Origin of the sequence: Saccharopolyspora antimicrobica (genome assembly GCF_003635025.1) — a bacterium.
Classification (GTDB): domain Bacteria; phylum Actinomycetota; class Actinomycetes; order Mycobacteriales; family Pseudonocardiaceae; genus Saccharopolyspora; species Saccharopolyspora antimicrobica.
The window spans coordinates 4,906,313-4,932,249 of sequence record NZ_RBXX01000002.1 but is presented as its reverse complement, the minus strand read 5'-3'; the positions used below and the strand labels follow the sequence as shown (position 1 = coordinate 4,932,249).

Below are 25,937 nucleotides of genomic sequence, written 5' to 3'. Positions count from 1 at the left end.
CCGGTCAGGCCTCTTCGATCTGGTCGTCGCGGATGACCACGCCCTGCCTGCGGAAATTCTCAACGGTCTGCCAAGTGTGCCTCTCCTGAGGCCGGTAGTGGCCGCTGCTGTCCACGATCGACACGATCCGTCCCATGTCGACCTTGATGAAACCCGCGCCGGAAGCGGGCCCGGCCGCGAGGAAGCTGGAGTGGTGGAATTGCCCCACCACCTTCCGCCCGGCGTAGATCCGGCCGGACGCGTCCACGACGAAGATCCGCTCCCCGTAGTCCGGGTCCCACTCGGAACTTCCGTTGATCGTGTGGAAGAGCTCGCCCCTGCTGTCGTAGAGGAGGCCGTCGGGGCCGATCGTGATCCGGTAGGCCTCGCGCTCCGCTTCGTTCAAGTACCGCACGAACGTGCCCAGGTGCGCGTACAGGAGATTTCCAGGCTGGTTCTCGCCCCAGTACCGCTCCGCCACCTCCAGCAGGTGCAACCGCGGTGGGGTCTCCAGCCGCGACATCACCGCGTCCGCCACCCACCGGTCCACCTCCCCCTGGATTCGGTCTTCGTCCGACGGGTTGCGCAGCAACTCCAACGTCACCCCGCGGGCCCGTTGCTCGTACTCAGCAGTTCGCAGGATTCGCTCCTTTGCCCAGGACAACCTGTACCGGGTGGCATTGCGCACGGCGAGTCGCGCGCCGTCCGAGTTCTGATCCGCTGGATGGGTGAGTTCGGCGAGAGCTCGGGCCGTCAGGACGGCCGAGTTCTGCGCCTCCGACCGTTTCCAGGCGTTGTGGAGCACCAAGTCGGACTGCCACCGCGCTTCCCCCACGTCGTTGATGAGCTCCCGCGCCCAATCCCTGCCGAGGCCGTACTTCCTGGCCAGTTCGGTGGAAGTGAGCGGGAAGTCGAAGTCCTCGGCTTCGAGCACGTCCTCCTGCGCGGCGAAGCCGATCACCTCAACGGCCCGTTCGCGGCTGATCCCGGAGATCCGGGCCAGTTGGTCGGGGCTGTACGGCATGCCCGAGTTCGCGGCGCTGCGAACGTCGTCCCGCAAGTCGTCCAGGGCGACATCACCAGGCACCTCGGCACTGTCCCGGCGCTGCAACCGCAGGGCCAGTCGACCGAACATGTCGTCCAGGTCGTCAGCCGGTGCCCCGACCAGGAGGTTCGGGTCCAGGTCCGCGCCGGGCAACGGTGCCGCACCGCGCAGCGGCAGGAAACCCACCACCTCGTCCGGCCGCGGCGCCACCATCACGCCGCGATGCGTGTCCGGATATTCGACCGCACCGTGCTTGCCGGTCTCCGCGAGCACGCCGTGCACCATGCCGTTGGGGCCGCGGAGGAACACCGCACCCCGCGCGCCCGCCTGCTGGCCACCCATGTGCGCCTCGACCTGATCGCCGGAGGCCACGACGGCCCGCGCCCCGAGGCGTTCCTGCAACGCCGACACCGTCACGGGACCGCCCGCGTCGGCCGCCACGGTGACACCCCCGGTGAGAGTGCGCTCCGCCGCGATCAACGCCAACCCGCAGTTCTCCGTGTGTCCCGGCACACCCCGCGCGTACTTCTCCGCGTTCACACCCCACAACCGCGGATAGCGCGCCCGGAAGGTTTCGGCGGCGGACGAGGCGCCGCCGAAAACGCGCGTCGGCTCCAACTGCTCGTCCCAGTCGTCATCGGACTCCGCGTCGCTCTCGGAGTCCGAGACGACGCCCAGGTGGTCGACGATCCCCGCACCCCACTGCGGGCCGTCGTCCGCGTCCTCATCGGAGGAATCGAAATCCAGGTCGTCGTCGGGGTCGGTGAAGGACTCCAGGTCGGAATCCTCCGGCACGTGACGGGCGTAGTTGACGTGGCGCTCGGCCTCCTCCCGGCTGATGCCGTACCGCTCGACGAGTTCATCGGCGATGTGCGGTTCCCAGGAGTTGCGGGCCTCCCGCGCGTGGGCGAGAGCGGCAGCGGATTTCTCGTGCGCGGCCGCTCCGGTGCTCATGCGGTACCGCTCGGCGAGTTGCTCGTCGGTGTAGGGCTTGCCGAGCCCTGCCGCCTCGCGCAGGTCGGCGCGCACATCCGCGCGCGCAACGGCTTCGATCACGCTGGCCGCGAACGACGCGGTCACGCGGTACTTCCGGGCCAGGGCTCCCCGGGTGTAATGGTCGCCGCGCCGCGCCGCCTCGCGCACATCGGCCTGCGCGGCGTCGCTGATCGCGGCAACGACCTCGGCGTCTTCGTCGCGGAAGTACCTCTCTCCGACGTCGTGAACGGTGTACGGCTCGCGGCGGTCCGCCGCCGCGCGCACATCGGCGCTCGCGGCACCGCGCCTGAGGCGCTGGGCCCAGTCGCGGGTGAAACCGAACTTCTCGACCATGGCCGCGGCGTCGTCCGGCAACCGGGCTTCCGCCGCATCGGCAAGGTATTCGAGCGCGGCGGCCTCGGTCTGCTCGACGGCCCGCATCCGCGTCACGCCGTACTTCGCCGCCAACGCCTCCGGGGTGTAGGGCGCACGGCGGTCCGCCGCCCCGCGCAGATCGGCCCGCATGACGGCATCGATGTGACCGCCCACGACCTCGGGGCTGATTCCGTACCGCTGCGCGAGAGCCGCCACGACGAGTTCGTCGCCGTTGCGGGCATCGGCGAGCACGGCCGCGACGATCGCCTCTTCGGCCGCTCCGCGGCTGATGTCGTACTTCCGCGCGAGTTCATCGGGGGTCCGCGGCTCGTCGCGGTTCGCCGCCGCGCGCGCATCGGCGCGCACGACCTCGGCGATCTGGTCGGCTGCCCACCGGTCGACGAGGTGGTACCTCCCGCCCAGTTCCGCTGCGGTGTAAGGCTCCCCGTGATCGGCCGCCGCGCGCACATCCGCCCGGGCGGCGGAGTTGATCAGATCGAGCGCGCGCTGGTTGCCGATGCGGTAATTCCAGGCCACCGTGCGCAGGTGCGCGGCCGTGTAGGGCTGGCTCCCCGACATCACAGCCAGGAGGCCTTGGCGGCGCAGGTGGTTGACGAAGGCGGTTTCGATCCGGCCGGTGGCCCACTGCGGCGTCCTGCCGTACCGCGCGGCGAGAGCACCGGCGGTGAGCGGGCGACGGGCCAGCATCGCCTCCGTGACCTCGCCCGTCGCGGCGGTGTCGATCAGGATCTCGGCCTCCGCCGCGCTGATCCCGCTCGCTTCGGCGAACTCCTCGGCGGCATGCCGCCGGCCCACGCGCCCACCGATCAAGCTGTTGACCAGGTTGCCCGACGCCAGGAAAACGGCCCGCTCGCGGCTGAGTCCGGATTCCACCAAGGCGTCGACCCGGAGGAGATCACCCGGTGCGATGTTCTCGAACGGGCCCGACTCGCCGGTCCCCCTTCCCAGACCGTCCGCCAGGAGGATCCAGTCGCTGGCGGCGCGCACGGTGGCCACGCGAGCTGCGTCGATCTGGGCCTGGGCTTCCTCGGCGCTGAGGCCGTACCTGTCGGCGAGTTCAGCAGCAGTGGGGGGCGCACCACGGCCGTGGGCCTCGTGCGCATGCGCGAACGCCGCTGCGGGGCCGATCCGGTATTCGACCGCCTCGCGGCTGATGCCGTACCGCTCAGCCAGGTCGTCGGTGGTGAACAGACCGCTGTCCGCGTCGGAGCGCACCAGCGCACCGATCCGGTCGAACGCCCACCGCCGGTCCTTGCCGTACCTCCCGGCCAGTTCGTCCGGGGTCCGCGGGCCGGGCACCGCGCGTGCGTAGACGACCGCGGCGGAGCGGATCTCCTGCTCGGCCTCCACGAAGCTCAACCGGAAGTTCAAGGCGAGTTTGTAAGCGGTGTACGGGTTGCCACCGTTGGCGAAGCCGTTCACCCCGGCACGCGCGGCAGCGCGGATCTCCTTCCGAGCCGATTCGACGCCGATCCGGTACTTCTCCGCCAGCTGTCCGGCCGCGTACGATTGCCCGAACATACTGGAGTGGTACGCATCGGTCTTCGCCGCGTTGGTGATCACGTCGGCCGCCTTCGCGACGCTGATCCCGTACGCGTCGGCCAGCGCCTCCGCCGACCAGGGCCTCTCGAAGTCGGCGTCGTCGCGGACCTTTTCCGCGGCGTTCAGCCTCGCGGCGTGCTCGACGGCGCCCGCGTTCACGATCTGGCGATGCGCCCACCGGGCGTTCATGCCGTACTTCCCGGCCAGCGCCTCGGCGTCGTGCCACTCGCCACGCCCCGCGGCCTCGATCACATCGGCGTGCGCGGCGGCGTCGATCTGGTCGAACGCCCACTCGCGGTTCTTGCCGAACTCCTCGACCAGAGCTTCCGCGGTCCGCGGATGCCCGTCGGCCGCTGCCGCGCGCACCGCCGCCCGCGCGCGCGACTCCTCCGCCCCCGCGAGGACGGGAGCGGCGTACTTCGTGGGCCCGAACGCAGCCGAGGTCTGCGAATCGTTCAGCGGCCCCGACCAGAAGGGCTCGCTGTTGATCAGCGCGTAAGCCCACTGGCGGCTCCTGCCGTACCTGGCGGCCAGGTCATCGGCCGTGACGGAACCGCCGCCCTCCACGATCTCCCGGACGTCCGCGACCGCGGCGGCGTCGACCAGGCTCACCGCCCGGTCCCGTTCGACCCGGTGCTTCCCGGCGAGCTCGTCCGCCGAGAGCGGCCGGCCGGCCTTCGCGGCCGCACGCGCGTCCAGGAACGCCGCCGCGGAGATGCAGGCCGAGACGTCCCAACCGCGATAACCGAACTTGGCGATCAGATCCTGGCGGCTGTAAGGCCGTCCGGCATCCGCGGCCGCGCGGATTTCGGAGACCGCCGCGGCCTCGACCAGACCGGTGGCCTGCGTGCGGCCGACACCGAGCGACTCGACCAGCGCGGCGATGGCACCGGGTGCACCAGGTTGCGGCTCGGCCGCCCGCAACCGCGCACCTGCGGCGCGGACGAGCACATCCCGCGCCCACGCGCGATTCCTGCCGTACTTCTCGGCCAACTTCGAAACCCGCTGCGAACTAACGGGATTCGATGTGTCGAGCGCGTCTGCCAGCGCGTCGGAGTCGATCTGGTCGAACCGGGCGGCTCGCGCCAGAACATCGTCGGCGCTGCGAGCCGTCCGGGCGCCTTGCTCAGCACTGCCCTGGACACGCCGGTTCCGGTCGCTGCGCACTCGCCGGGCCAGCCGGTCGAACAGGCCGCGGTTCCCAGCCGGTGCCCCCACCAGGAGTTTCCGGTCCACGGGCGCACCAGCCAGCGGCGCCGCACCGGTGCGCAGGAGCGGGACGTAACCGACGACGTTGCCCCGGTCGGCGTTGGCCATCGTCCCGCGATGCTGATCCGCGAATCGGACGACGCCGTCCTCGCCCCTCTCGACCAGCACGGCGTGCACCATGCCCCGCCCGGGGCCCTGCAGGAGCACGGCTCCGAACGCTCCCTCGGGCTGCGCGCGCGTGTGCGCCAGGACCTGCTCGTACGACGCTTCCACCGCAGGAGCCCCAAGGTTGTCCGCCAGGAACCCGACGGTGCTCGGGCCGCCCTCGTCGGCGACGACCGTCACGCCCCCGGCGAGGGTTCTCTCGGCCGCGATCAACGCCAGCCCGCAGTTCCTGGCCCGTCCCGCCTCGCCCCGCGCGTAGCCGTCCTCGTTCACCCCGCGCAGTGCCGGGAAGCGGTGCCGGTAGAACGCGGCAGCGTCGGCCTCGCTGGGGAAGCTCCCAGCGGTGACCACCGAACCAGCGGGCATCGACGGCCACGCCCCGGCGACCGGCAGGTCGGCGTCGGTGTAGGCGGGCGGCGCGGCCTGATCGGGACTGCCGGGCGGTGAGCTGTACGCGGGCGGCTCCGCGTAGCGCGGGAGCGGGACCCGGGTGTCCAGCGCCAGCTCCCGGAGCTGCTGAACCTCCTCCTCGGAGTACCGGGTGTAGCCGTAGACGCCCGCGGTGCCGTCCGGCCGGTAGGTGAGCCAGCCGCCGTTGTAGCTGACCGCGATCGTGGACTGGCCGGGGTGCGGCGACCTGTCCGGCGGCATGGCCCACGTCGTGCCGCCGCCGACGTGGAAGGTCGCGGGGTCGCCGTGCCGGTGGGCCTCCTCGGCGAACCGCGCCACCGCGTTCGGCCCGGTGGCGTCGGCGAGGAAGACGATCTCGGCATCGGGGTTGTAGGCGCGGAGGGCCCGGTATTCGGGAATCTCGCGGAGGATCTGGTGGAAGGTTCGGCTGGACACGCCGATGTCGGCATGTCCCTCCCCGCTCCGCACCCGGAGCCGGAACCGGTCCTCGTCGGTGCCGATGGCGAACCAGATCGGATCACCGCGCCACGGCGCGCGGACGTCGCCGCTGGTGTGGGTGTTGCGGTCCCGCATGGGGTGGAGCAGCGGGTCCGGGACGGCCTCGTGGGGCAGCGTGCGCATCACCCGGTCCACCCGAGCCATGCCCAGCGCCCAGCGGCCCAGCGCCTCGTGCGAGGTGGGCTGGGTGCCGAAGCTGAGGATCTGCGCCTGCCGTTGCGCGTTCACCGCGAGCAGGTGGAAGACGTCGTCGGCGCGGAATTCGAGCGGCTGACCGCTGGCCAGGTCGTACCCGCGGTGGAGCGCTCCCTCCGCGCTGCCCGTCTCGGGGTAGAGGTGCACGAGCGGCGATCCCGGCGGCGGACCGGACTGCTCCGCGCTGTCCAGCGCTCGTTCAACCGCGCGGATCTGCGCGACTTCTTCCGCCGTGTACTGGGTTTGCTCGTGGACGACCCGCTGGCCCCCGGGGTGGTGGCTCTCCCAGCCGTGGTTGCCGCCGACGACGATCGCCGATCGGACGCCCGGTTGCGGGGGGACGATCGCGTAGGGACCTCGGGGGGAGAAGACGACGGCGTCACCGTCGTCCTCGTGACCGGTGCGGGCGAAGAGGCCGGACCCCGGAGCGTTCTCGTCGCTGTTGTGGACCAGGACGATCTCGCGGGCCGGGCGACCCGCGAACCAGCCCCGGTCCTCGGCGATGCGCCACAGCTCGTCGCCGGTGACGTAGACGGTTTCGGACTGGTCGCCGCGGCGCAGCGGCACGGAGAAGACCTCGCCGTCCGACCCGACGAAGAACCAGGCGGGATGGTTCCAGGGCGCGTCGGCGTAGCTGCCGGGGCGGAGCATCGCCGAGTTCGCGCTCACCGCGTTCTCGCCCGGAAGGGTGCGCAGGACGTCGTTCATGCGCACGAACCCGGCGGCCCACTCGCGCACGGCATCCGAGACCTGCGGCATGAGGTTGACGACGGCCGACTCGCCCGCGGCGTTGGGCACCACCTCGGAGTCGACATCGCGGGTGTTGAAGATCGCGGGCGCGCCCCGCCCGTCGAAGCCGAACCGGATCGCCGGATCGGGAGTGCGGTCGCCCGTCGCAGGCCGGGTTCGCGAACCGGGGTTGGCGGTGGCGGGCGCCGCGTCGGCCCTGATCGCGCCGTTGACGGTGCCGACCGTCAGGCCGTCGAAGCGGCCGACCATGGTGCCGCGGACGATGGCGTCGCGGACCGAGATCTCGCCCTGCACGGCCCTGGTGCCTCGCGAGAGGGTCGTGACCGTGCCGTCGATCGAGCCGACGAAGCTGCCGACGAAAGTGCCGTTGACAACGGCGTCGACGACGCCCGCGAAGGGTTCGCTGAAGGTCCGGTCCGTGACCTGCTGGACCGGCGCACCGCGATCCGGGGAGTCCGCGTGCGGGCGCCGCAACAACGGACCGTCATCCGCCGATCTCCCGAGAGCGGGGTCCGGCAAACCCGCGTCCCGGCGTTGCAAGGACGGCCGCGCACCAGCAGCCACCCGACGCGAACCGCGCCGATCACCACTACCGGACTCCCCCGCCGAAGCCCCGGAATCCGGCAGACCCGCATCCCGGCGCTGCAACGACGGCCGCGCACCACCAGCCACCCGACGCGGATTGCGCCCATCGCCGCTACCGGAGTCCTGGGCAGGCATTCCGACCAGGAGGTCCGGGGCCAAGTCCGCACCAGGCAACGGCTCCGCGCCGCGCAGCGGCAGGAAACCGACCACGTTGTCCGGGCCGGCATCGGACATCACACCCCGCTGCGGGTCCGGGTATCTGACGATCCCGTCCTCGCCGGTCTCCGCGAGCACGCTGTGCACCATGCCGTTGGGGCCGCGGAGGAACACCGTCCCCCGACCGCCCGGCTGCCCGCTCATGTGCGCGTCCACCTGGTCGAACGTCGCCTCGACGGCGCGCTGCCCGAAGTGCTCCTGCAACGACCCGACGGTCACCGGACCACCCGCGTCGGCCGCCACCGCGACACCGCCGGTCAGGGTCCGCTCCGCCGCGATCAACGCCAGGCCGCAGTTCTCCGTGTGCCCCGGCAGACCTCGCGCGTAGTTCTCCGCGTTCACGCCCCACAACTGCGGGTAGCGCACCCGGAACTCCGCCCTGCCGGAGTCCTCAGCGGTGTCCGATCGGTCGGGTGTTTCCAGCCAGATCTCCACCTCGGTCGGGCCGCCGGAGCGCACGAAGTGCGGCGCCACGTCGAGGCCGAGATCGCTTCGGCCCAGCCGTTCGGCGCGCGGCGTCGCCGACTGCGCCAGCCTGATCAGGCGATCCAATTCCGTTGCGGCGGAGGAGAAATCATCGGCCGCCCGGGAGGAACCGACGTCACCGTGCACCCGGTAGCGCAAGGTCGGTCGCGCACCGGAGGCGCGGGCGTCCAGCAACTCCCGCGCGAGCTTGTACAGCTGGTTGCGCTCCCCCACCGGAAGCCGGTCCGCGTTGGCGGGCACGACCACGCGCGCGTCGGGTTCGACGCCGCGCAGGCCGGGGTCCTGCCGGGCGTGCGCCAGTTCCTGGTCGTAAACCCGCTTCGCCCGCCAGAAGGCCGCCGCCGCGCGCTGCTCGGCTTCGGTGGCGTCCCGGAAGGCGAGTTCCGCCGCCACGTCGGCACCCAGGTCACCGTCCTGGTCGCCCGGCCCGAACGGGTAGGCGGCGCGCCGCCGACCGCGTTCCGCCGTCCACTCCGCATCCCGCGCGGCGAGTTCCTGGGCCGCTTCGACCAGCGGTGCGGGCAGCCGATCGGTCCGGTCCGAGCGGCGGACCTGGTAGCCCTGCTCGAAGTCGACGTCCACGACGGCGGTGCGCCGCGTGCTGATGGCCGAGGTCGGCTCGGCGACGAACCGGAATCCGGCGCCGTGCAACCACGAGCTGGTGATCCCGTCCTCGGCGGGCCGCGCCCCGGCCGCGGGCAGCTCGCCGCCACCGGATTCGTCGTCGTCCTGGTGCTCGTGCTCGGCTCCTCGCGCACCGAGCGGTTCCATCGGCAGCGACCAGTCGCCCATCGAGCCGAACGGCTGGCGGTCGGGGTAGCTGGCTGAGTCCGGGTGCTGGGGCACGCCCGCCGCGACGAAGGGGAGCGCGACCACCGCGTTCGCGCTCTCCGAACCGACCTCGGTCTCGGACGTGCTGGACGAGGTCTTGGCGCCGCCCAGCTTGATCCGGCCGCTGGCGCCCCTCAGCTCGCCGTGCCCGGGAAGTTTGGGGTGCACGCCCAGTTTCAGCCCGAGCCCCGGTGGTAGCTCCAGCGGCACCGCCTCGGTGCCGTGCGTGCCCTTGATCGCGCTCACCCGACCCGAGGTGAGTTCGGCGCGCAGCATCCGGCGGGTGTGCGAGTCCACTTCGCCGCCCGCCACCTCGATGGCCCGCTCCGCCGCGCGGACCAGGTCGTCGACCTCGCCCTTGAAGTCCACCACCCGGAACTTCGCCGGGTCGTCCGGCAGGGCCTCCGGGGTGCCGGCAGCGCGCCACTCCGCGAGCTTCTGCTCGGTCGCGTCCTCGGCGGACCGCACGACGATGTCACCTCGGCGGGATTTCGCCCCCGCATCGGGAATCGCGGTGTCCTCGACCGGGGTGTGCGCGGTGACGGTGCGGGTGTCCGGCGCCGCCGCGATGCGCTCGCCGTGCCGCTCGATGCGCACGTCGAACAGCACCTCCGCGCGGTGCTCGGCCAGCGCGCCCGCCACCGTCTCGGTGTGCACGTGCTCGGTCGCCCGGTCGCTCTTGGTCTGCCGGGTCTGCTTGAGCCATTCGAAGACATGCCCGAGACCGAGACCGGAGTTGCCGTAGGCGGCGCCGTGCTCACCCGGCTTCGACCCGGCGTCGGCCACGGCGGAGTCGTTCTGGAACATCCCGGCCGGTACGACAACGGTGAACATCTCGGCGAGCACCCTGGTGAACTTGTGGCTGGAGCTCGTCTTGAACGTCGCCTTGCTGGCCCTCGCCAGCTCGCCGTGCTTGATCCCGATCGGCTCCGGCGTACCGCGCAGCTGGGCGTCGACGCGCAGTTCGTAGGTCTCGCCACCGAGCCTGCCGTGCAGCCGCAGCGGGGTGCCGGTGCCACCGTTGGCCACGTCTCCCAGGGATGCCTGGAACTGCGACAGGTAGCGCTCCGCCTCGCGGAGGTTGTCGTGTTCACCGTCCAGCGACGAGGACGGCAGCAGCGCGTCGGCCTGCTCCTGGCCGAGACGCCGCACCAGTTGTTCGCGCAGCGGCTCGATGGCGTTGGTGAGGTCGATCGGCTCGGTCACGCCGTCAGCCCACTCCGGGGAGCCGATGGAATGTCCTTCCGGCACCGGGCTGAGCGCGTCCGGATCGGTCGGCGGCTCCGGTGCCGTTTCCGGTTCGGGGGTCTCGGCGGCGCGCCGCGCGTCCTCCTCGGCCTGCCTGATCCGGATCTCGTGCAGCTGCTCGTCGTCAACCCAGACCCGCGCGGCGCCCGGCAGCTCGAAGCGCTCGGCGGCCCGGCCGACCGCCTTCGACCGGAACAGGTGCCAGCGGTCCAGGTTGCCCCGGCTGGCCGTCTCGACGGCCATCGTGGCCTCCACCGTGGCGGAGATCAGGTGCATCCGCCGGGGTTCCCCGGACACCGAGCGCTGGTGGGAGACGGCGGTGCTGTGGCCCTCCTTGTGGCCGAAGCTGCTCACCCACAGGCTCAGGTCGTGCAGGAGCAGGCCCATGCCGTGGGCGACCGTGCCGGGGGTGTGGTTGGAGGTCTCGCTCGTCGGGACGAAGGCGGGTTCGATCGCGTTGCCCGCGGTCCAGGTGCCGCCCAGCTCGCTGCTGGTGGTGCTGCCGCCCCGCACCGACCGCTCCGCGGGCTGCCACGCGGTGTCCAGGACCTCCGGATCGCGGAGCCGCAAGGACACCGCGGCCTTGGCCTCCGCGTCGGCCCGCCTGCGCTTCAGGCGGAACCCGTCCAACCGGATCTTGCGGTTGAAGGCCCGCCGGTCACCGCGCAGCGCCTCCAGCGAGATCGCCTGGTCGATCAGACCGGAGTTGTCGCTGTCGGCGAAGAAGGCCTCGTCGGAGGCGGCCCTGCCCACCAGCTCCCGCAGCTTGTCGCGCACGTGCCCCAGGCCGTCGATGCGCACGATCGGCAGGCCGTCGAGCTTGCGGGACGCGCCGCGGCGCAGCTCCTCGCTCCGGTTGATCGAGACGTCGTCGAGCTGCGTGCGGTTGACCGGTGCCACGTCGGGGCGCTGGTTCCCGTGCGAGGCCGGGAGTTCGAGGATCACGTCGAGGGTGACGCTGCCCGGTTCGCGGCCCTGCTCGGCGGCCTCGGGGTCCACGATCGTCAGCGGCGACCGCTCCCGGGCGTCCTTGCCGGGCGAGCCGACCGTGATACCGCGAACCAGGTCGTTGTGCGGGGACCAGTAGCTCCCGGACGCGGTGAGCTTGACCCGCGCGCGGTACCGCCGCATCGGTTCGGGCCGCACGTTGCCGGACTCGTCGAAGTCCCTGCCGTGAACGCCTCCGCTGGAGAGTTCGGTCTCCTGCGCCGTTCCGGAGGTCTTCGACCGGTCGTAGTAGACCCTGTGGTGGCTGGTCAGCATTCCGGTGCCCGCCAGCGACACGTACGCGCGGGCGATGAGGCCACCGGCCAACGTCCAGTTCCGGACCTTGGTGTAGCCGCCGCTCTCGGTCTCCGAGAGCTTCTCGTCGGTGACGGTTCCGTCGGCCGGGCCGAGATCCTCCAGGTCGCCTTCCAGGCTCGCGGCCACCTGGACGGAGGCGTGGTAGTCGTGGCCCCAGCCGGGTTCCGGTTCGAGGTCCAGCACCAGCGGCCGCCGGTCGACGAGCATGTCCGGTGCGCGACGGGCCAGCTGCTCGGCGGAGACCCCGTCGCGAATGGCCTCGCCCCTGGCCAGCTTCCGCTCGTTCTTGGCCGAGATCCCACCGGCCAGGGCGGGGTTGTCGAACTCGGTGACGAACTCGGTGTCCCGCCACTTCCACCGGTGGTGTCCCGGCAGTTCCGCCGTGGAGTTCCGCAGGATCTTGCTCAGCAGCTCGCCGGCGCCGTCGAGCTGCATCGCCGCGCGCGCCGCGGTGTCGGCCACCTCCTGGCGTCCGGGAGCCCCGTCCGCCGCGGCGGCGCTGATACCGGCGCGTTCGGCGTCCGCCTGCTTCGCCCAGTGGTAGCCGCCCACGGCTCCGGCGAACGTGACCGGATCACGCCCGGGCTTGCGGAACTGCCAGTCGTAGCGCGTGTAGTAGCGCGTCAGCGGACCGGTGTAGGAGCGGGTGGTCTCGGTGCCCGCCTCGCGGCTGTGGTCCTGCGCGTGGCTGCTGCCGTGCCCACCGCTCGCGAACGCGCCGCCGCCGACCGACGCCATGCCCACGTCGAAGCCGGGACCGCCCGCGGCCGAGACGCTCACGTCGTGGCGCACCTCGTTGGAGCTTTCGGTGGTGGCCTTGGTCGAGGTGGTCTCCTCGAACTGCGCACCGTCGATGTCCTGGTCGAAGTAGACGCGCCGGGCGATGACGCGCATCTGCACCTTCTGGCCCTTGGTGCTCAACAGCCGCTTGAGCGGATTTCCCTTCGGCAGCAACGAACCTGAGGACACCCAGCCGTGATTCTCCGCGGCCTGCTCCGGGGTCACCGCCATCTCCGCCAGCCGCTGCTTGACGTTGCCGGAGCTGACGAACGCCCGGAGGGTTCGCTGGGCGCTCTTGCTCAGCGGCCCGACGTAGGAGTGGACCTGCTCGAACACGCCGCCGCGTTGCGGCAGCGGTTTGCCCCGGTACTGGCCGCGCGCGTTGCCGTGGACGACGACGTCCTCCAGCGCGGAAGCGGGCAGCGACGCGGGCACCGGGACCTCGCGACCGTCACCGTTGAGCCCGATGGGCACGCTCAGCTCGACCGACACCGGTGTTTCGCCGCGCACGGACCGGCCGACCTGGATCCTGGGCAGGGTCGGCGTCCCGTCCCGATCGAGCCTGCTGAGGGTGAACGTGGCCGGGGCGCGCACCGACCGCATCCCCCGGAAGCCGGTTTCGCTCGTGGTCTTCGCCGGGAGCGCGACGCTGGTCCGCACGCTCTGCGAGTTCTGCTGCGAGTTGCTGCGAACGGTGGCCGGGGCGGTCGGCGCGTTGGCGGAGCCGGTCACGAACAGGCCCGGGACCATCGGGAGGAAGAAGAGCCACCGCGACATCGGGGTGCGCGTGTAGGTGGTGGCGGCGGTGGAGGTCCGGGTCCGCTCGCTCTCCGCGGAGCGCGTCCCGGCGTCGGCGTCGGTCGGCTCGGCGGCCGACAGGTCCACATCGGCGCTGATCAGGATGCGTTCGCCGCCCAGGTTCACCTCCCGGCCGCCCATGAACGATTCGAAGTCGTTGCGCACGGCCGCCCGGAGGTCCGCGAGTTCCTCTGTGGACGGTTCGCGGCTGGCCAAGCTCTTGGCGGCGGCGACGACCCGATCGGCGCCTTCGGTGCGGGTGAGCTGCTTGCCCGCACCGAGGCCCCGGTTGCGCGGCAGGCGCAGCCACCCGCGGCGACGAGCAGGGGGTTCGGTGTGGCCCGCGACGACGGGGGCGTCGCGCGGCGGAGCGGTTTCGTCCTCGTCACGGCCCCGAGCGGTCTCCCCTTCGCCGTCGTGGTGCTCCGCGTCGCTGCGGTCGTGTTCGCCGATCGGTTCGTCCGTCGGCGCTTCGGTCGGGGTGGGATCGGTGTCGGTGCGGCCGGGCAGCTCCAGCGAGTCGACGCCGCGCTGCCTGGCGGTGTCGAAGAGCTCCCGCAGCATCGGGCCCGCCGCGTCGTCGTCCGGGCGCGGGCCGTCGTCGCCGGTCAGCAGCCGCATCACGTCCTGGCGGTCGGCGTGCCCGGCGAACGGGCCACCGCCCGCCAACCGGTCCAGTTCGCGCGCCACCGCCAGGTCCTGCTCGTCCAGGTGCCTGCTGGCGTCCAGGCCGTACAGCTCGCGCACCCGGTTCCGCTCGGCGGTGTCGGCGTGACCGGGCTCCCCGATCTCCTCGCCCAGCTCGACGGTCAGGTCCGGGTGGGCCGACCGCAAATCGGAGACCAGCTGCTCGGCCTCGGCGCGGGTGAGGCCAGGCTGGTCGTCGTCCTTCGCCCCGACGCGGCCCCAGTTGACCACCGCCTTGTCCGCGAGGGACAGGTCCAGCGGGCCGTGGATCTGCGCTTCCAGGAAGTCGTGCGTGCTCGGGCCCGGAGCGTCCTTCAGCTCGGGGTCGTGGCGGTAGTCGGTGGCCTCGGCCACGAGGTGCCGGACCAGCCTCTCGTCGCCGTAGGCCAGCAGCGGGTACAGGTGGTCCTTGTCGGTGTAGCTGACCGCGTTCGTGTCCGGGTTCACGTCCACCGAGTCACCCGGTGTGAACGTGCTGCGGGAGCGGACCTCGTCGTTCCAGTGCAGCACCACGGTGCCGTACTGGACGGCGGAGCCTTCGGTGCGGCTCGGCGGGATCACCGCGCTGTAGCGCGGCATCTCGGCCGGGTCCGCGACCATCGTGCCGTCGCCGCGCTGGAAGGCGGAGGAGTAGCCGAACAGCCATTCCGCCTTGGCCCGCTGGCTGACGTCGGTGGAACCCTGCGAAACCCCCGTCTCCCACAGGTTCCGGATCGGCTGCCCTTCGGAGAGCAACCGCATCAGCGGGGCCTGCCCGCCCTTGCCGTCGGGCACCATCCGGTTCGGGAACAGGTTGGTGACGATGGGCCAGGACTTGAGCTTCTCGTGCGCGGCAGCGGCGATCTCGGCGCGTTCGGCCTTGCTGGTGCCGCCGTAGCCCTCGCTGAGCCTGCGGATGCGGGCGATGGCCCTGGCGCGATCGCGCTCGTGGAACTGCGCGCCGCGCAGCTCCGCGGCCATCAGCGCCCACGACTGCGCCGGGGTCAGCTGGTCCCAGCCCGGCCGGTAGTTCGGCGATCCAGGGTCCCGCGCCTCGGCGAGCCGCACCACATCCGCTCCGTCGGGCACCATCCAGCGGCTCTCGTTCACCGGGTCCTCGACGTCGTCCAGGTCCCGGCTGTGCATGCTCAGCGGGAGCGTGCGCCCATCGTCGAGGACCTCGATCTTCCGGCCGCCCAGCGGCGGTTCGGCCCGATCGCCTTCCGCACCGGGGGTCGTCGCGTCCTCCCCGGCGGTGTCCACCGGGGAGTGCACCGGTGCCAGGACCTCGCCCGAGGTCACCGGCGAGAACCACACCTCCAACGGATCACCCAACGCCGCCAACGACCACGACTGCCCGTCGAAATACACGACCTGATCGCCGCGCTTGTGCACCGTGAAGAAATGACCCCTGCCGTCACCGAAGTCCGCGTACACCAGCCCGACCGGACCGTCACCTTCCTTACCCAGCGCAGCATCCGTCACATCGTCGTAACCCCGGTCCTGACGCGCCATCGGCGGCAAACCCGACTCCGGCACCCGATCCCGATGCACCACACCACTCGGACCAGCCTCGAACTCCCCCGCCCGCTCAGGACGCGCATCCGCGTTCAACGTCTGAATCGACGCCGCGAGACAGTTCGTCCGATGCCCCGGGACATTCGCAACGAAGCGGTCCCCATTCACCCCACGCACATGCGCGAAGTTCTCCCGCACGAACGCGCGCCCCCCGGCCGGATCGTCCGCGAACGACTCCGCCGACACCACGCCCGGCCGCACATCACCCGGCGACGGCGGCGAAACCGGCGCCGAACCGCCAAAACCACTGGGCCCCCACCCCGGACGCTGCCGACCCCACGGATCGGGTTGCCTCGCCCAGGCCTGCGCCCGGAACTCGGCCAGACGACGCGCATCGTCGTACCTGCTCCGCGCATTCGGATCCGACAGGACCTCGTGGGCAGAGTTGATCGCCTGGAAGTAGTGCGTGGCGGTTTCCGCGTCGAGGCCGTTCCGCTCCGCCCTGTCCGGGTGGAACTTCAGCGCGAGCTTCCGGTACTGCTTCCTGATCTCGGCATCGGGCGCATCCGGCGCAACGCCCAGCACCGCGTAGTAGTCGCTGAGGTCCGCGAACGACTGCCGCGACGCGTCCTGCTGCCCGGACTGCGCTTTCGACGACTCCCCGGTCCCAGGCGCTTCCTGCCGGTGCGACGACTCCGCCCCCGGACGCCCAGGCCGGGCACCGCTCGACTCGCCCCGGCCCGACGAACCCGACTCGGGACTCCCGGGGCGGGGAGCTTCCCGCTCCGGCCGACCGGTGGGCTTCGGTTCGGGCTTCGGCTCCGGCTTCGGCTTGGGTTCCGGTTCCGGCCGGGGCGGCGGCTCGGGACGCGGCTCCGCATCAGGCCCGTCCGCTCCCAGGCCGCTGTAGTGCTCCTTGGTCAGCTCATCGAACGCACGCTTGACCTCCCGCAACTCCCGATCCGGAAGATTGGCCATCCGAAGCCGCTCGTACGCCCGCTCGATCCGATGCAACGGCGCACCGGGCTCCACCCCCAGAACCTCGTGGGGATCCCGGGCAGGCCCCTCGTCGCGGCTCCGGCCAGCGGCTCGTCCCGCGTCGTAGTCCGCCCGGCCACGCGCATCGGACAGCACCTCGAACGCGCGCTTGACCTCCCGCAACTCCCCGTCCGGAAGATTGGCCATCCGAAGCCGCTCATACGCCCGCTCGATCCGATGCAACGGCGCATCGGATTCCACGCCCAAGACCTCGTAAAGATCCCGGGTGGGGCCGTCGTCGCGGCTCGGCTCCGCAGCACGCCCCGCGTCGTACTCCGCCCGAGCACGTGCATCGGACAGCACCTCGAACGCGCGCTTGACCTCCCGCAACTCCCCGTCCGGAAGATTGGCCATCCGAAGCCGCTCGTACGCCCGCTCAATCCGGCGCAACGGCGCATCGGATTCCACGCCCAGAACCTCGTAGAGATCCGTTCCGGACAGGTCGTCCAGGCGCGGGTCCGGTGCCGGATCCGGGTTCGGACGGCCACCGGACCGGTCATCCGACCGCGGTTCCGGCGCCGGGCCGGGTGCGGGCCGATCGTGCGCGCGGGAATCCTCGCGAGGCCGGGGATTGCGCTCCCGGCGGAGGGACTCCCGCGCGATGGCATCGACCTCCTCCGGCGAGAAGCGGGTCGTGGTCCACTTCGCTATCTCCAGGATCTGTACGTCCCTGCTGACATCGACGTGGCCGACCTCGGTCCGGGTGCGGGTGTGGACCCGTTCAGTCGTGGCGCGAACAGTCAGCATTCCGCCGTTGCCCAGCACGACCAGGCGGCCACCGGGCCCGATTCCCATCGACGCGTCACCGGTGTGCACCGTGAGTGCGGAGTCGGTCTTGACCATCTCGCGCGCGAGATTCCTCGCGGCATCGGGCGCTGTGCGTCCCGGTATCAGCAGCAGCACCGATCCGCTCGTCCGCACGCGCCGCGATGCCGCCAGGTACTCCGCGGCCGTCACCCGATCCACCCAGACCTGGGTCTTCTCCCCGCCGATGCCGACGGGGAAGGCGTAGCGGTCGTCGTGACCGGCCTTGAGCGCCACGACCAGCGAGTCGGTGAAGTTCACCTCCACATCGCTGTCCGGCCGCGCCAAGCTGTTGGCGAGGGCATCGTCCATCGAATCGCCGGGCATCGTGCGCACCACGCGGATCGAGCCGTCGATCCCGCGCATCCACCCGTGCACCCGGTCTTCGAGATCCCGGTCGGCCAGGTAGGCGACCCCGTTCTGCCCGGATGCGCTCAGCGACCTGCTGTGCACATCGGGCCGCCTGAAGCTGATTCGGCGCCCCGCGTCGTCGATTCCCCGGTACCGCTGCGGCGACCCGCCCCAGCCGGTCGGCTGCCCGGTCTCCGAGTCGGTCTCGTCGTCCAACGTCGATCGGGCGTCGAAGAACTCGTCGGGTGCATCCGCGTGCTGGTCCTGGCTCCGGCCGCTGTCCAGGTGCCCGGTGCCCACCGGGGAGTGCACCGGTGCCAGGACCTCGCCCGAGGTCACCGGCGAGAACCACACCTCCAACGGATCACCCAACGCCGCCAACGACCACGACTGCCCGTCGAAGTACACGACCTGGCCGCCGCGCTTGTGCACCGTGAAGAAATGGCCCCTGCCGTCGCCGAAGTCCGCGTACACCAGCCCGACCGGACCGTCCTCCTCGCGTGCCGCCCGATCCGTCACATCGGCGTAACCCCGGTCCTGACGCGCCATCGGCGGCAAACCCGACTCCGGCACCCGATCCCGATGCACCACACCACTCGGACCGGCCTCGAACTCCCCCGCCCGCTCAGGACGCGCATCCGCGTTCAACGTCTGAATCGACGCCGCGAGACAGTTCGTCCGATGCCCCGGGACATTCGCAGCGAAGCGGTCCCCGTTCACCCCACGCACGTGCGCGAAGTTCTCCCGCACGAACGCGCGCTCCCCGGCCGGATCGTCCGCGAACGACTCCGCCGACACCGGCGAAACCTCGCGCTCCGCAGCCACTGCGTCGTCGAAGAGCTTGCGCAGCGCTTCGAACTTCTCCTCGGACGCGCCGGAGGTCTGTTCCGAGACGTACGCGTACCGGCGACCGCCATCAGCGGGCACCAGACCGTTGTCGTCGGTGGCAAGGCCTTTGAGCTGGAGGTAGCCCGCATCGACCTGACCGGTTGTGTCGTTGACGAACCGCGCGAACCTGGTGTAGGAGGAGAAGTCCGCCTGGTAGTACTGGTGGAACTCGTGGAAGAGGTTCCGCACGTCCACCGCGGTGGGGGCGGTGCCGTCCGGGCGCTTGGCGCGGTGGGCCAGGTCGCGGACGAAGTCGTACACCCCCTGCGCGTCGACCCCCATGTCGCGCATGTAGAACCCGAACGGGTCGGAGTCCACCACGGCCCTGGCCAGCTCGAACTCCCGCCGGTTGTTCCACAGGCCCTCGTGCCGGTTCATCTGGCTGACGGCACCGCGGTGCTCGGGCTCGCGGTCGTGCTGGTGCTGGGCGTCGCCGAACTGCTCCTTGGAGTTCACCTTCTCCATGTCGTGGAACAGGATCGCCTTCGCCAGGGCGTCCCGGGAGACGAACCGGCCGGAGTCGTCGTCGTTGCTGGTGAGCTGGAGGTACTGGTTGAGCACCATCTGCGCGTGCTCGCCGAAGGTGTTCGGCCGGTCCTTGCCGCTCGGCCGGTAGGGGCTGCCGTCCCGGCGCGCCACCAGCTCGTCGAACTTCCGCCGGATCTGGTCGTGGTAGTCGGTGACGTCCCGGTCCAGTTCGGACACCAGCTGGTCGAGGATCGTCTTCGCCGAGCGCCCGTCCGGATCGGCGAGCTGCTCGGCGATCGTGCCGCTGAGGGCCTCGCCGATCCGCCGGTGGCCGGCGAACACGCCGGGCGCGTGCCGCTGGGTGTAACCGACCGCGTTCTCCGCGCGCCAGCGCCCGAACTCGTTCGCGAACGGCTCGCCCCGCACACCCCTTCGATCCTCGTTCAGCGCGGACTCGCGGGTGTTGAAGTCGACCTCGATCCGCTTCTCGTCGGTGGCGATGGACGCACCGATCTCCGCCTGGGTGGCGATCTCGGGAACCTTGGCCATGAAGGCATCGACCTCGTCCCGGGTGACGGTGGTGAACGTCGACCGCTCCAGGGTCCGCGGGTCGTTCAGCACCTTCGCCACCAGGCCGCCGATCCGCTCCCGTTCGCCCCTGTCGATCATCTTCAGCACGGGGTCGCCATCGATGGCGTCCACGATCTCGACGGCGATGTCCCGGGCGGAACCGGCGAAGAACGACTTGAGATCCGCCGCGGACAAACCCACCAGGTCCACGTCGGTGATCTTGGCGAGCGCGCGCGGCCCGACCTCCTCGGTCAGTCTCCTGCTGATCGCCTCCCGTCCGAGACGGGGCGAGGACTCGCGCAGGAAACGCTTGAAGGCGTCGTCGGACTTGATGTTGTCCACGACGACCGACGCCAACCGGGCACCTCGCTGCCCGGACAGGTAACCCGCCTTTGCCGGTTCCTTCGCGTGGATCTCGGCGCCCAGTTCCCCGCCGAGATCGCGCAGCGCTTCCTCCACCTTGGGCCTGACCCAGTCGTCCCGCAGTCCGGCGCGGAACCGGTTCAGCTCAGCCTCGTCGGCCGTGTTGCCCAAGACCTTCCCGGCGAACTGGTCCACGGTCTTGTCGACCGCTCGGTTCGCCGCGATTTCCGCCACTGCGGCGACGAAGCGCGGATCGGCGACGGCCAGCCGAACCTGGTCGAGCGAGGGCCGCACGTTGTTCTGGAACCCGAACCTGCTCTTGTGCGCGCGCTGGTTGCTGACGTCGTTGAAGGCGGAGCTGATCGCCCTTCCCAAACCCGAGTCCTCGATGCGGAGCGCATCTGGCGTCACGTCCATCCGGACGCTGGCCGGCCCCTTGTCATCGGCGGCCGCGAGCGCATTCGTGATCGCGTCCGCGACCTGCCGGACGTTCCGGCTGCCAGGGCCGTAGGTGTTGATGTACGCGTTCAGCTCCGCCGTGCGCTCAGCGGGCGATTTCCGCTCCGGACCGCTCTTGGAACCGGGAGCCGAATCTCCTGGCGGGTGGAAGTGCGCCTCCGCCGAATTGTTCCAGGTGTGGAAGTGCTGGCCCAACTTCCAGGCGAGCGAACGCAGCTCCTCCGCGCTGTTGCGGAACTTGTTCTGCCACCTCCCGTTCTTCTTCTCCCACTTGAACCACGGGTCGTTGTCGCGGCCGAGCGCGGTGGGGTCGAAGTCGGGGCTCAGGCCGAGGCGGACGTACAGATCGGCGATGTCCTCCTGCCGACCGGCGACCTCGCGCATCCGGTAGTCGTGTCCGCCAGGCACGTACGTGACGAGCGAACCCTTGAGTGCGTGCTGTTGGAGCTGTTCGAAGTCCTTGCCGCGCAAGCCGAACTGGTTGACGTCGCCGCGCTGGTCGGTGTTCAGGGACAGCTCGTTGTCCTCGGCCACCGATTCGGGGACGGATCGCGTGCTGATCTCGGTGAACTTGTCCAGCGGAACGAGGTACGACCTCAGCACCGGCTGCATGCCCGGTTCGCGGTTGATGTCGTTCTCGTACTTGGCCATCCACTGGATCGCCCGCAACGGCCGGCCGCCACCCGCCCAGAAGACGCCCTTCTCCACGCCGGTGAACGGCTCGACCCTGCCGTCCGGGTGCTGGTGCACGTCCTTGAAGCCGGAGCCGGTGGTGACCGGGTTCAGGACGGCGGTGTACAGGCGCACGTAGTGCTCGCCCTTGACCGTCTCGACCTCGAACTCGCCGCGGTGGATGACGTGCCGCTTCCGGTCGTTCGACCGGATCACCGTGGAACCCGGGTAGCTCACCGCCGGACGGCCGATGTGCACCGTCTCGCGGGTGCCCAGGTAGGTGTCCGCACCCTGTATCGCGGACCTGGCGATGTGGACCGGAAGACCGGTCTCCGGGCCGTAGCTGTCCCACGTTCCGTCGGGGTTGAGCACGTGGACCCGGATGTCGGCGGCGTGCGCGAGAGCGGCGAAGTCGGTGTTCTCGCGGTTGTGCGCGGCGAAGTCGTTGATCTTCCCCGTGATCCGGGCGTGCTCCCCGGGTGCGTTGTCCGGCACGCTCCGGGCGACGGCTTCGCGGAAGTTGTCGTGGACCGCGTTGCCACCCGGGAAGACCGTCTCCACGCCGTGCAGGTCGAGAATTCTCCGCTGCTCGGGGGTGATGTGCTGCTCGGGGACGACGGTGCCGGGCCGAGGGCGGCCGTCGCCCGGCGCCGACGCGCGCGCGGGCTTGTCCCGATCCTCGGCCGAGGTCTTCGGCGGCTCGGCGAAAAGCGCCTTCTGCGGGCTACCGCCGAAACCGCTCGGTGCGACGGTCCGGTTCAGCGCCGGTGAACGCTCCTGCCGGGTCTCCGAACGGCCTCGGACGTCCTTCTCCGCCTCCGGTTCGCCACCGCGCTTCGGCGCCCCCGCCTCGCCGGGCCTGGTCGTCCCCGTTTCGCTTCCGGAGGAGACCGAGGGCGGTGCGCCGCGCTGCGGCGGAGGTTGGCTTTCCGCGGGCGTATCGTCCGCCCTCGCCTCATCGGACAGCTGAGGCGAGGGGCGCACCTGCGCTGCCGAGGATTGCTCGCGAGTTCCCGCATCCAGCGCGGCATCCACCTCGGTCCGCCCAGCGGTCACGCCGCTGGGGTGTTGCTGGGCGAAGTCCTCGGTGTCGCCCCGCGTCCCCGGCCCCGCGGAGAACCGCGGGCCGTCGACCACCGTCGAAGGCCGGTCGGCCTGGCTCGACGGCGTCGTCGCCCGATCGCTCTGACCGCCGACCACCGGCCGATCGGACCTGTCCCGGGACACGTCCTGAGCCGAAGGGCTCGACGTGGTGGGAGAGTTCGAGGGCGCTTGGTTGTTGCTGGGAGGTCCGGATGACGGGGACGCCGTGTTCGGCGTTGCCGACGGCTGGCCCGGACCGGTCTGCTGACCGGGCGGACGGATCTGAGCCGACCCGTTGCCGTCCCGCTCCTGCTGGTCCGCTCGCGGCTCGCCCTGCTCGCGCAACACCGGGTCCTGTTCGGTGCTGCGCTGACCCGGGTTCTGCTGATCGGAACCCGGCTGTTCCACCGGACGCTGCTCCGGCGACTGCTCCGCCCGACGCTCGACAGACGGCGGCAACTCCGTCGACTGCTGACCCGGGCTTTGCTGGTCCGGCGACTGGCGGTCCTGATTCTGCCGGTCCGGTGCCTGCTGGCCAGGCTGGTCGGCAGGTGCCTGCTGACCAGCCGGCTGCTCGGCAGGAGGCTGCTGGACCGCAGGCTGCTCGACGGGCGTGTGCCGGAACGGCGGCTGTTCGGTGGACGGCTGCCGGATTTGGTGATCCTGACCGTTGACCGCCGGGCCCGCGTCCTGCGGCGGGTTGCCGATCGGCGGCGTCGAAACCGTCTCGAATCCCGGCAAGCCCTTGGGCGAGCCGATGCCCTGCGGCGCACCGGAAGCCGGTGGCTGCGCGGCCGGTTGTTCCACCGGACCAGGCCCGGTGCTGGCGCCCACCGGTGGCGGAGTGCTCCCACCGGCGTTCGCCGGCGTGGCCACCGGGGGCGGAGTCACCACAGGCGGCGAGCCAACAGGTGGCCCCACCGCAGGCGGAACGGCCGGAGGCGGAGTCGCCGCGGACGGCGAACCACCAGGCCGCTCCGCAGCTGGCGGCTGCTGCGCGGCCGAGGGGTTCGCGTTCCGCGACTCCGCGTTCGGCGGTGCCTCACCGGGCGGCGAGTACGGCGGCGGCGCATCGTCGTGGACCTGACCGTTCGCGGGGGCACCAGGCGCTTCCGAGCCCGGACCAACAAGCGGCTTCCCCGAATCCGGCGCAACGCCAGGGATTTTCGGGTCCGGTCCGACGCCATCGGGACTCTTCGAACCCGGTACGCGACCGGGCTGCTCCACAGCCGAAGGCTGGTACGCGAACGAAGGCTTCCCGCTCCCCGGCTCCGCATTCGATGGGGCCTCACCAGGCGGCGAGTACGGCGGCGGTGGGTCATCGTGAACCCGGCCATCCGAGGAACCGCCAGACGCCTTCGCATCCGGATCCACCGACAGCGCCTTCGAATCCGGCCCGGCGCCAGGCACTTTCGCATCCGGGCCAGCACCATCGGAGCCCGTCGAACCCGGCGCACCACCGGGCTGCTCCGCAGCCGAAGGCTTCCCGCTCCCGGACTCCGCACTCGACGGCCCCTCACCAGGCGGCGAGTACGGCGGCGGTGGGTCATCGTGAACCCGGCCATCCGAGGAACCACCAGACGCCTTCGCATCCGGCCCCTCGGCCAGCACCTTCGAATCCGGACCACCGGGAACCTTCGAATCCGCACCGCCACCGGGAGCATTGGTGCCGTTCAGGAGACCGTCAGCGGTCGAGAGGTCCGGGGGCGGAGCGGACTGGTTCGCGCCCCCGGCCGGCGGGCTCTGCCCGTTGTACTTGTTCATCGACGTGTTGGAGGCGCTCTGCTCCCACGCGCCCATCACGAAGCTGGAGATGTAGGTCCCGAACGCGTCGAACTCGCCACCCACCAGCGGGATGACGATCCCCTCGGCTGGCAGCTCCGCGGCGGCGTCGAGGTTGCCCGCGCCGAACGGGGTGCGCACGAAGTCCCTGGTGTGCTTGTTCAGGTTCGCCAGGCCGTGCAGCACGGAACCGTTGACCTCGGCGAAGGCGCCGACCGCACCCGCGATGAGGATGTCCTTGACGTCCCAGCCGTCCTTGCGGTTGCCGTTCAGCGTCGTGATCGCCTGCGGCAGGAAGGACTGGAAGCTCTCCTCGGCGAACCCCTGAACGCCGTTCCACGCCAACCGCACCTGTCCGGAGATCGTCTTGGCCTGCTGCTTGGCCACGTTGGCGATCTGGGTGACGAACTGGCGCCCGGCCATGATCCACTCGGGGACGGCCGCCCACCCCGGCGGCCCCATCTGGTAGAGCATGTAGATCGTGGCCGCGAAGAACGCCAGGCCGATGAGGATGTCGTACTCGGCCTCCTCGCCGTTCAACCCGAAGCTGTCCACCATGTCGGCCGCGTACCGCAGGGCCGCGGCCTGCGCCTCGACCGGCAGGGTCACCCCCCGGACGTGGTCGCTGAACGCGTCCGCCGTCCCGCCCTGGATGTTGCCCCACACCGCGGCCGACAGCGCGTCCACGCCGCTCGTGACGCTCTCGTAGGTGCTGGCCTCGTCGCGCATCTCGTGTCCGAGGGCGTACATGTCGTTCGAGATGACCAGCGGCGGCTTCTCCCCGGCCAGCACGTACATCGAATAGTAGATAGGCGCCCAGAAACCGTCCTTGGGGATCTGGATCTCACCCATTGCTCACCACCATTCGATCCGCTCTTCTCCACACCCCCTCAGCGAGGGGGAAGACCTCACCGCGACGCCGCCGGGGCGAGCGCGCTCAGTTCAACGGCTGGCGGAAGTAGCTCGGCTCGCCGTCGCGGGGGAACTCCATGTAGATCTGATCCCCGGGCTTCCGGGAGTTCTCCGACCCGGGGTCCTCGGTGACCAGGAAGAGCCGCTCGCCCTCCTCGGCCGGGTAGGGCTTCGACTGGTCGCCCCGGCCGTTGAGCGTCAGGTCGTGGCCGTCCAAGGCGGTGATGTCGGAGTAACCGTCGACCTTGAGGCGCACGACGCCGCCCTCCAGCTCGGTGGCGCTGACGATGCGCTGGTTCTTGCGCAGCGGAACGCCGTCCACCCTGGTCTGCTCGCCCTCGTACGTCGCGCGTCTTCTCATCGCGGAGATCATCTGCGCGTCCCGGGTCACCACGCCTTCCGGTTCCCGGTCGCCCACGACGTGCGTGACCGACCGCTGCGCGGTGGACTTCGATTCCCGGCCGGGCTTGTCCGGGGCGTGCGACCGCGAGTGGTGGAACGGTCTGCGGGGCATCACGTCGTTCTGCGGGGTTTCGTTCGGCTTGCGCGCGTGGTAGGACGCCGGTTTGCCGGGCGGCAGCGGGACATCGCCGCCCAACGACTTGAACTTGCCCGACAACTCGTCGGCAGCGTCCCGGGAACCCGCGTACATCTTCCCGTTCTCGTTGAGGCCCTCGCTGATGTAGCGCAGCGATCCCGAGAGCTGGGTGACTCCTTCGACGAACGTCTCGTTGCCCTCGTCGAAGTTGCCGAAGAACTCCACGCCCACGTCGTCGTCACCGAAGCTCCCCCGGTACCGGGCACCGAACGAGCTGACCCGCTGCCGGATCGACTCCAGCCGATCGCCCACGTCGGCGTAACCCTGGCCGCTGCGGCCCAGGTTCTCGGGGTCCACCCAGAACTGGCTCATGATCGTCGTCCCTCCGCTGCTCGCGCCCGTCCCACCGGC

Annotated in this window: 2 protein-coding genes; both read right to left on the bottom strand. The window is 71.0% G+C overall.

Annotated elements, in window-relative coordinates; all coding sequences use genetic code 11:
* Positions 1-4 precede the first annotated feature (4 nt).
* A complete protein-coding gene (locus ATL45_RS23745; RefSeq protein ID WP_093153762.1) occupies positions 5-24,928 on the bottom strand; it encodes a DnaJ domain-containing protein in 24,924 nt (8,307 codons plus the stop codon).
* An 85-nt stretch (positions 24,929-25,013) separates the two neighbouring features.
* Positions 25,014-25,898: a hypothetical protein gene (locus tag ATL45_RS23740; RefSeq protein WP_093153759.1), complete on the bottom strand. Its 885-nt coding sequence runs from the start codon at positions 25,896-25,898 to the stop codon at positions 25,014-25,016.
* Positions 25,899-25,937: the final 39 nt, after the last annotated feature.

Excerpts from the sequence above, each read along its gene's own strand:
- ATL45_RS23745 (WP_093153762.1), bottom strand. The coding sequence starts at position 24,928 with ATGGGTGAGATCCAGATCCCCAAGGACGGTTTCTGGGCGCCTATCTAC.
- ATL45_RS23740 (WP_093153759.1), bottom strand. The coding sequence starts at position 25,898 with ATGAGCCAGTTCTGGGTGGACCCCGAGAACCTGGGCCGCAGCGGCCAG.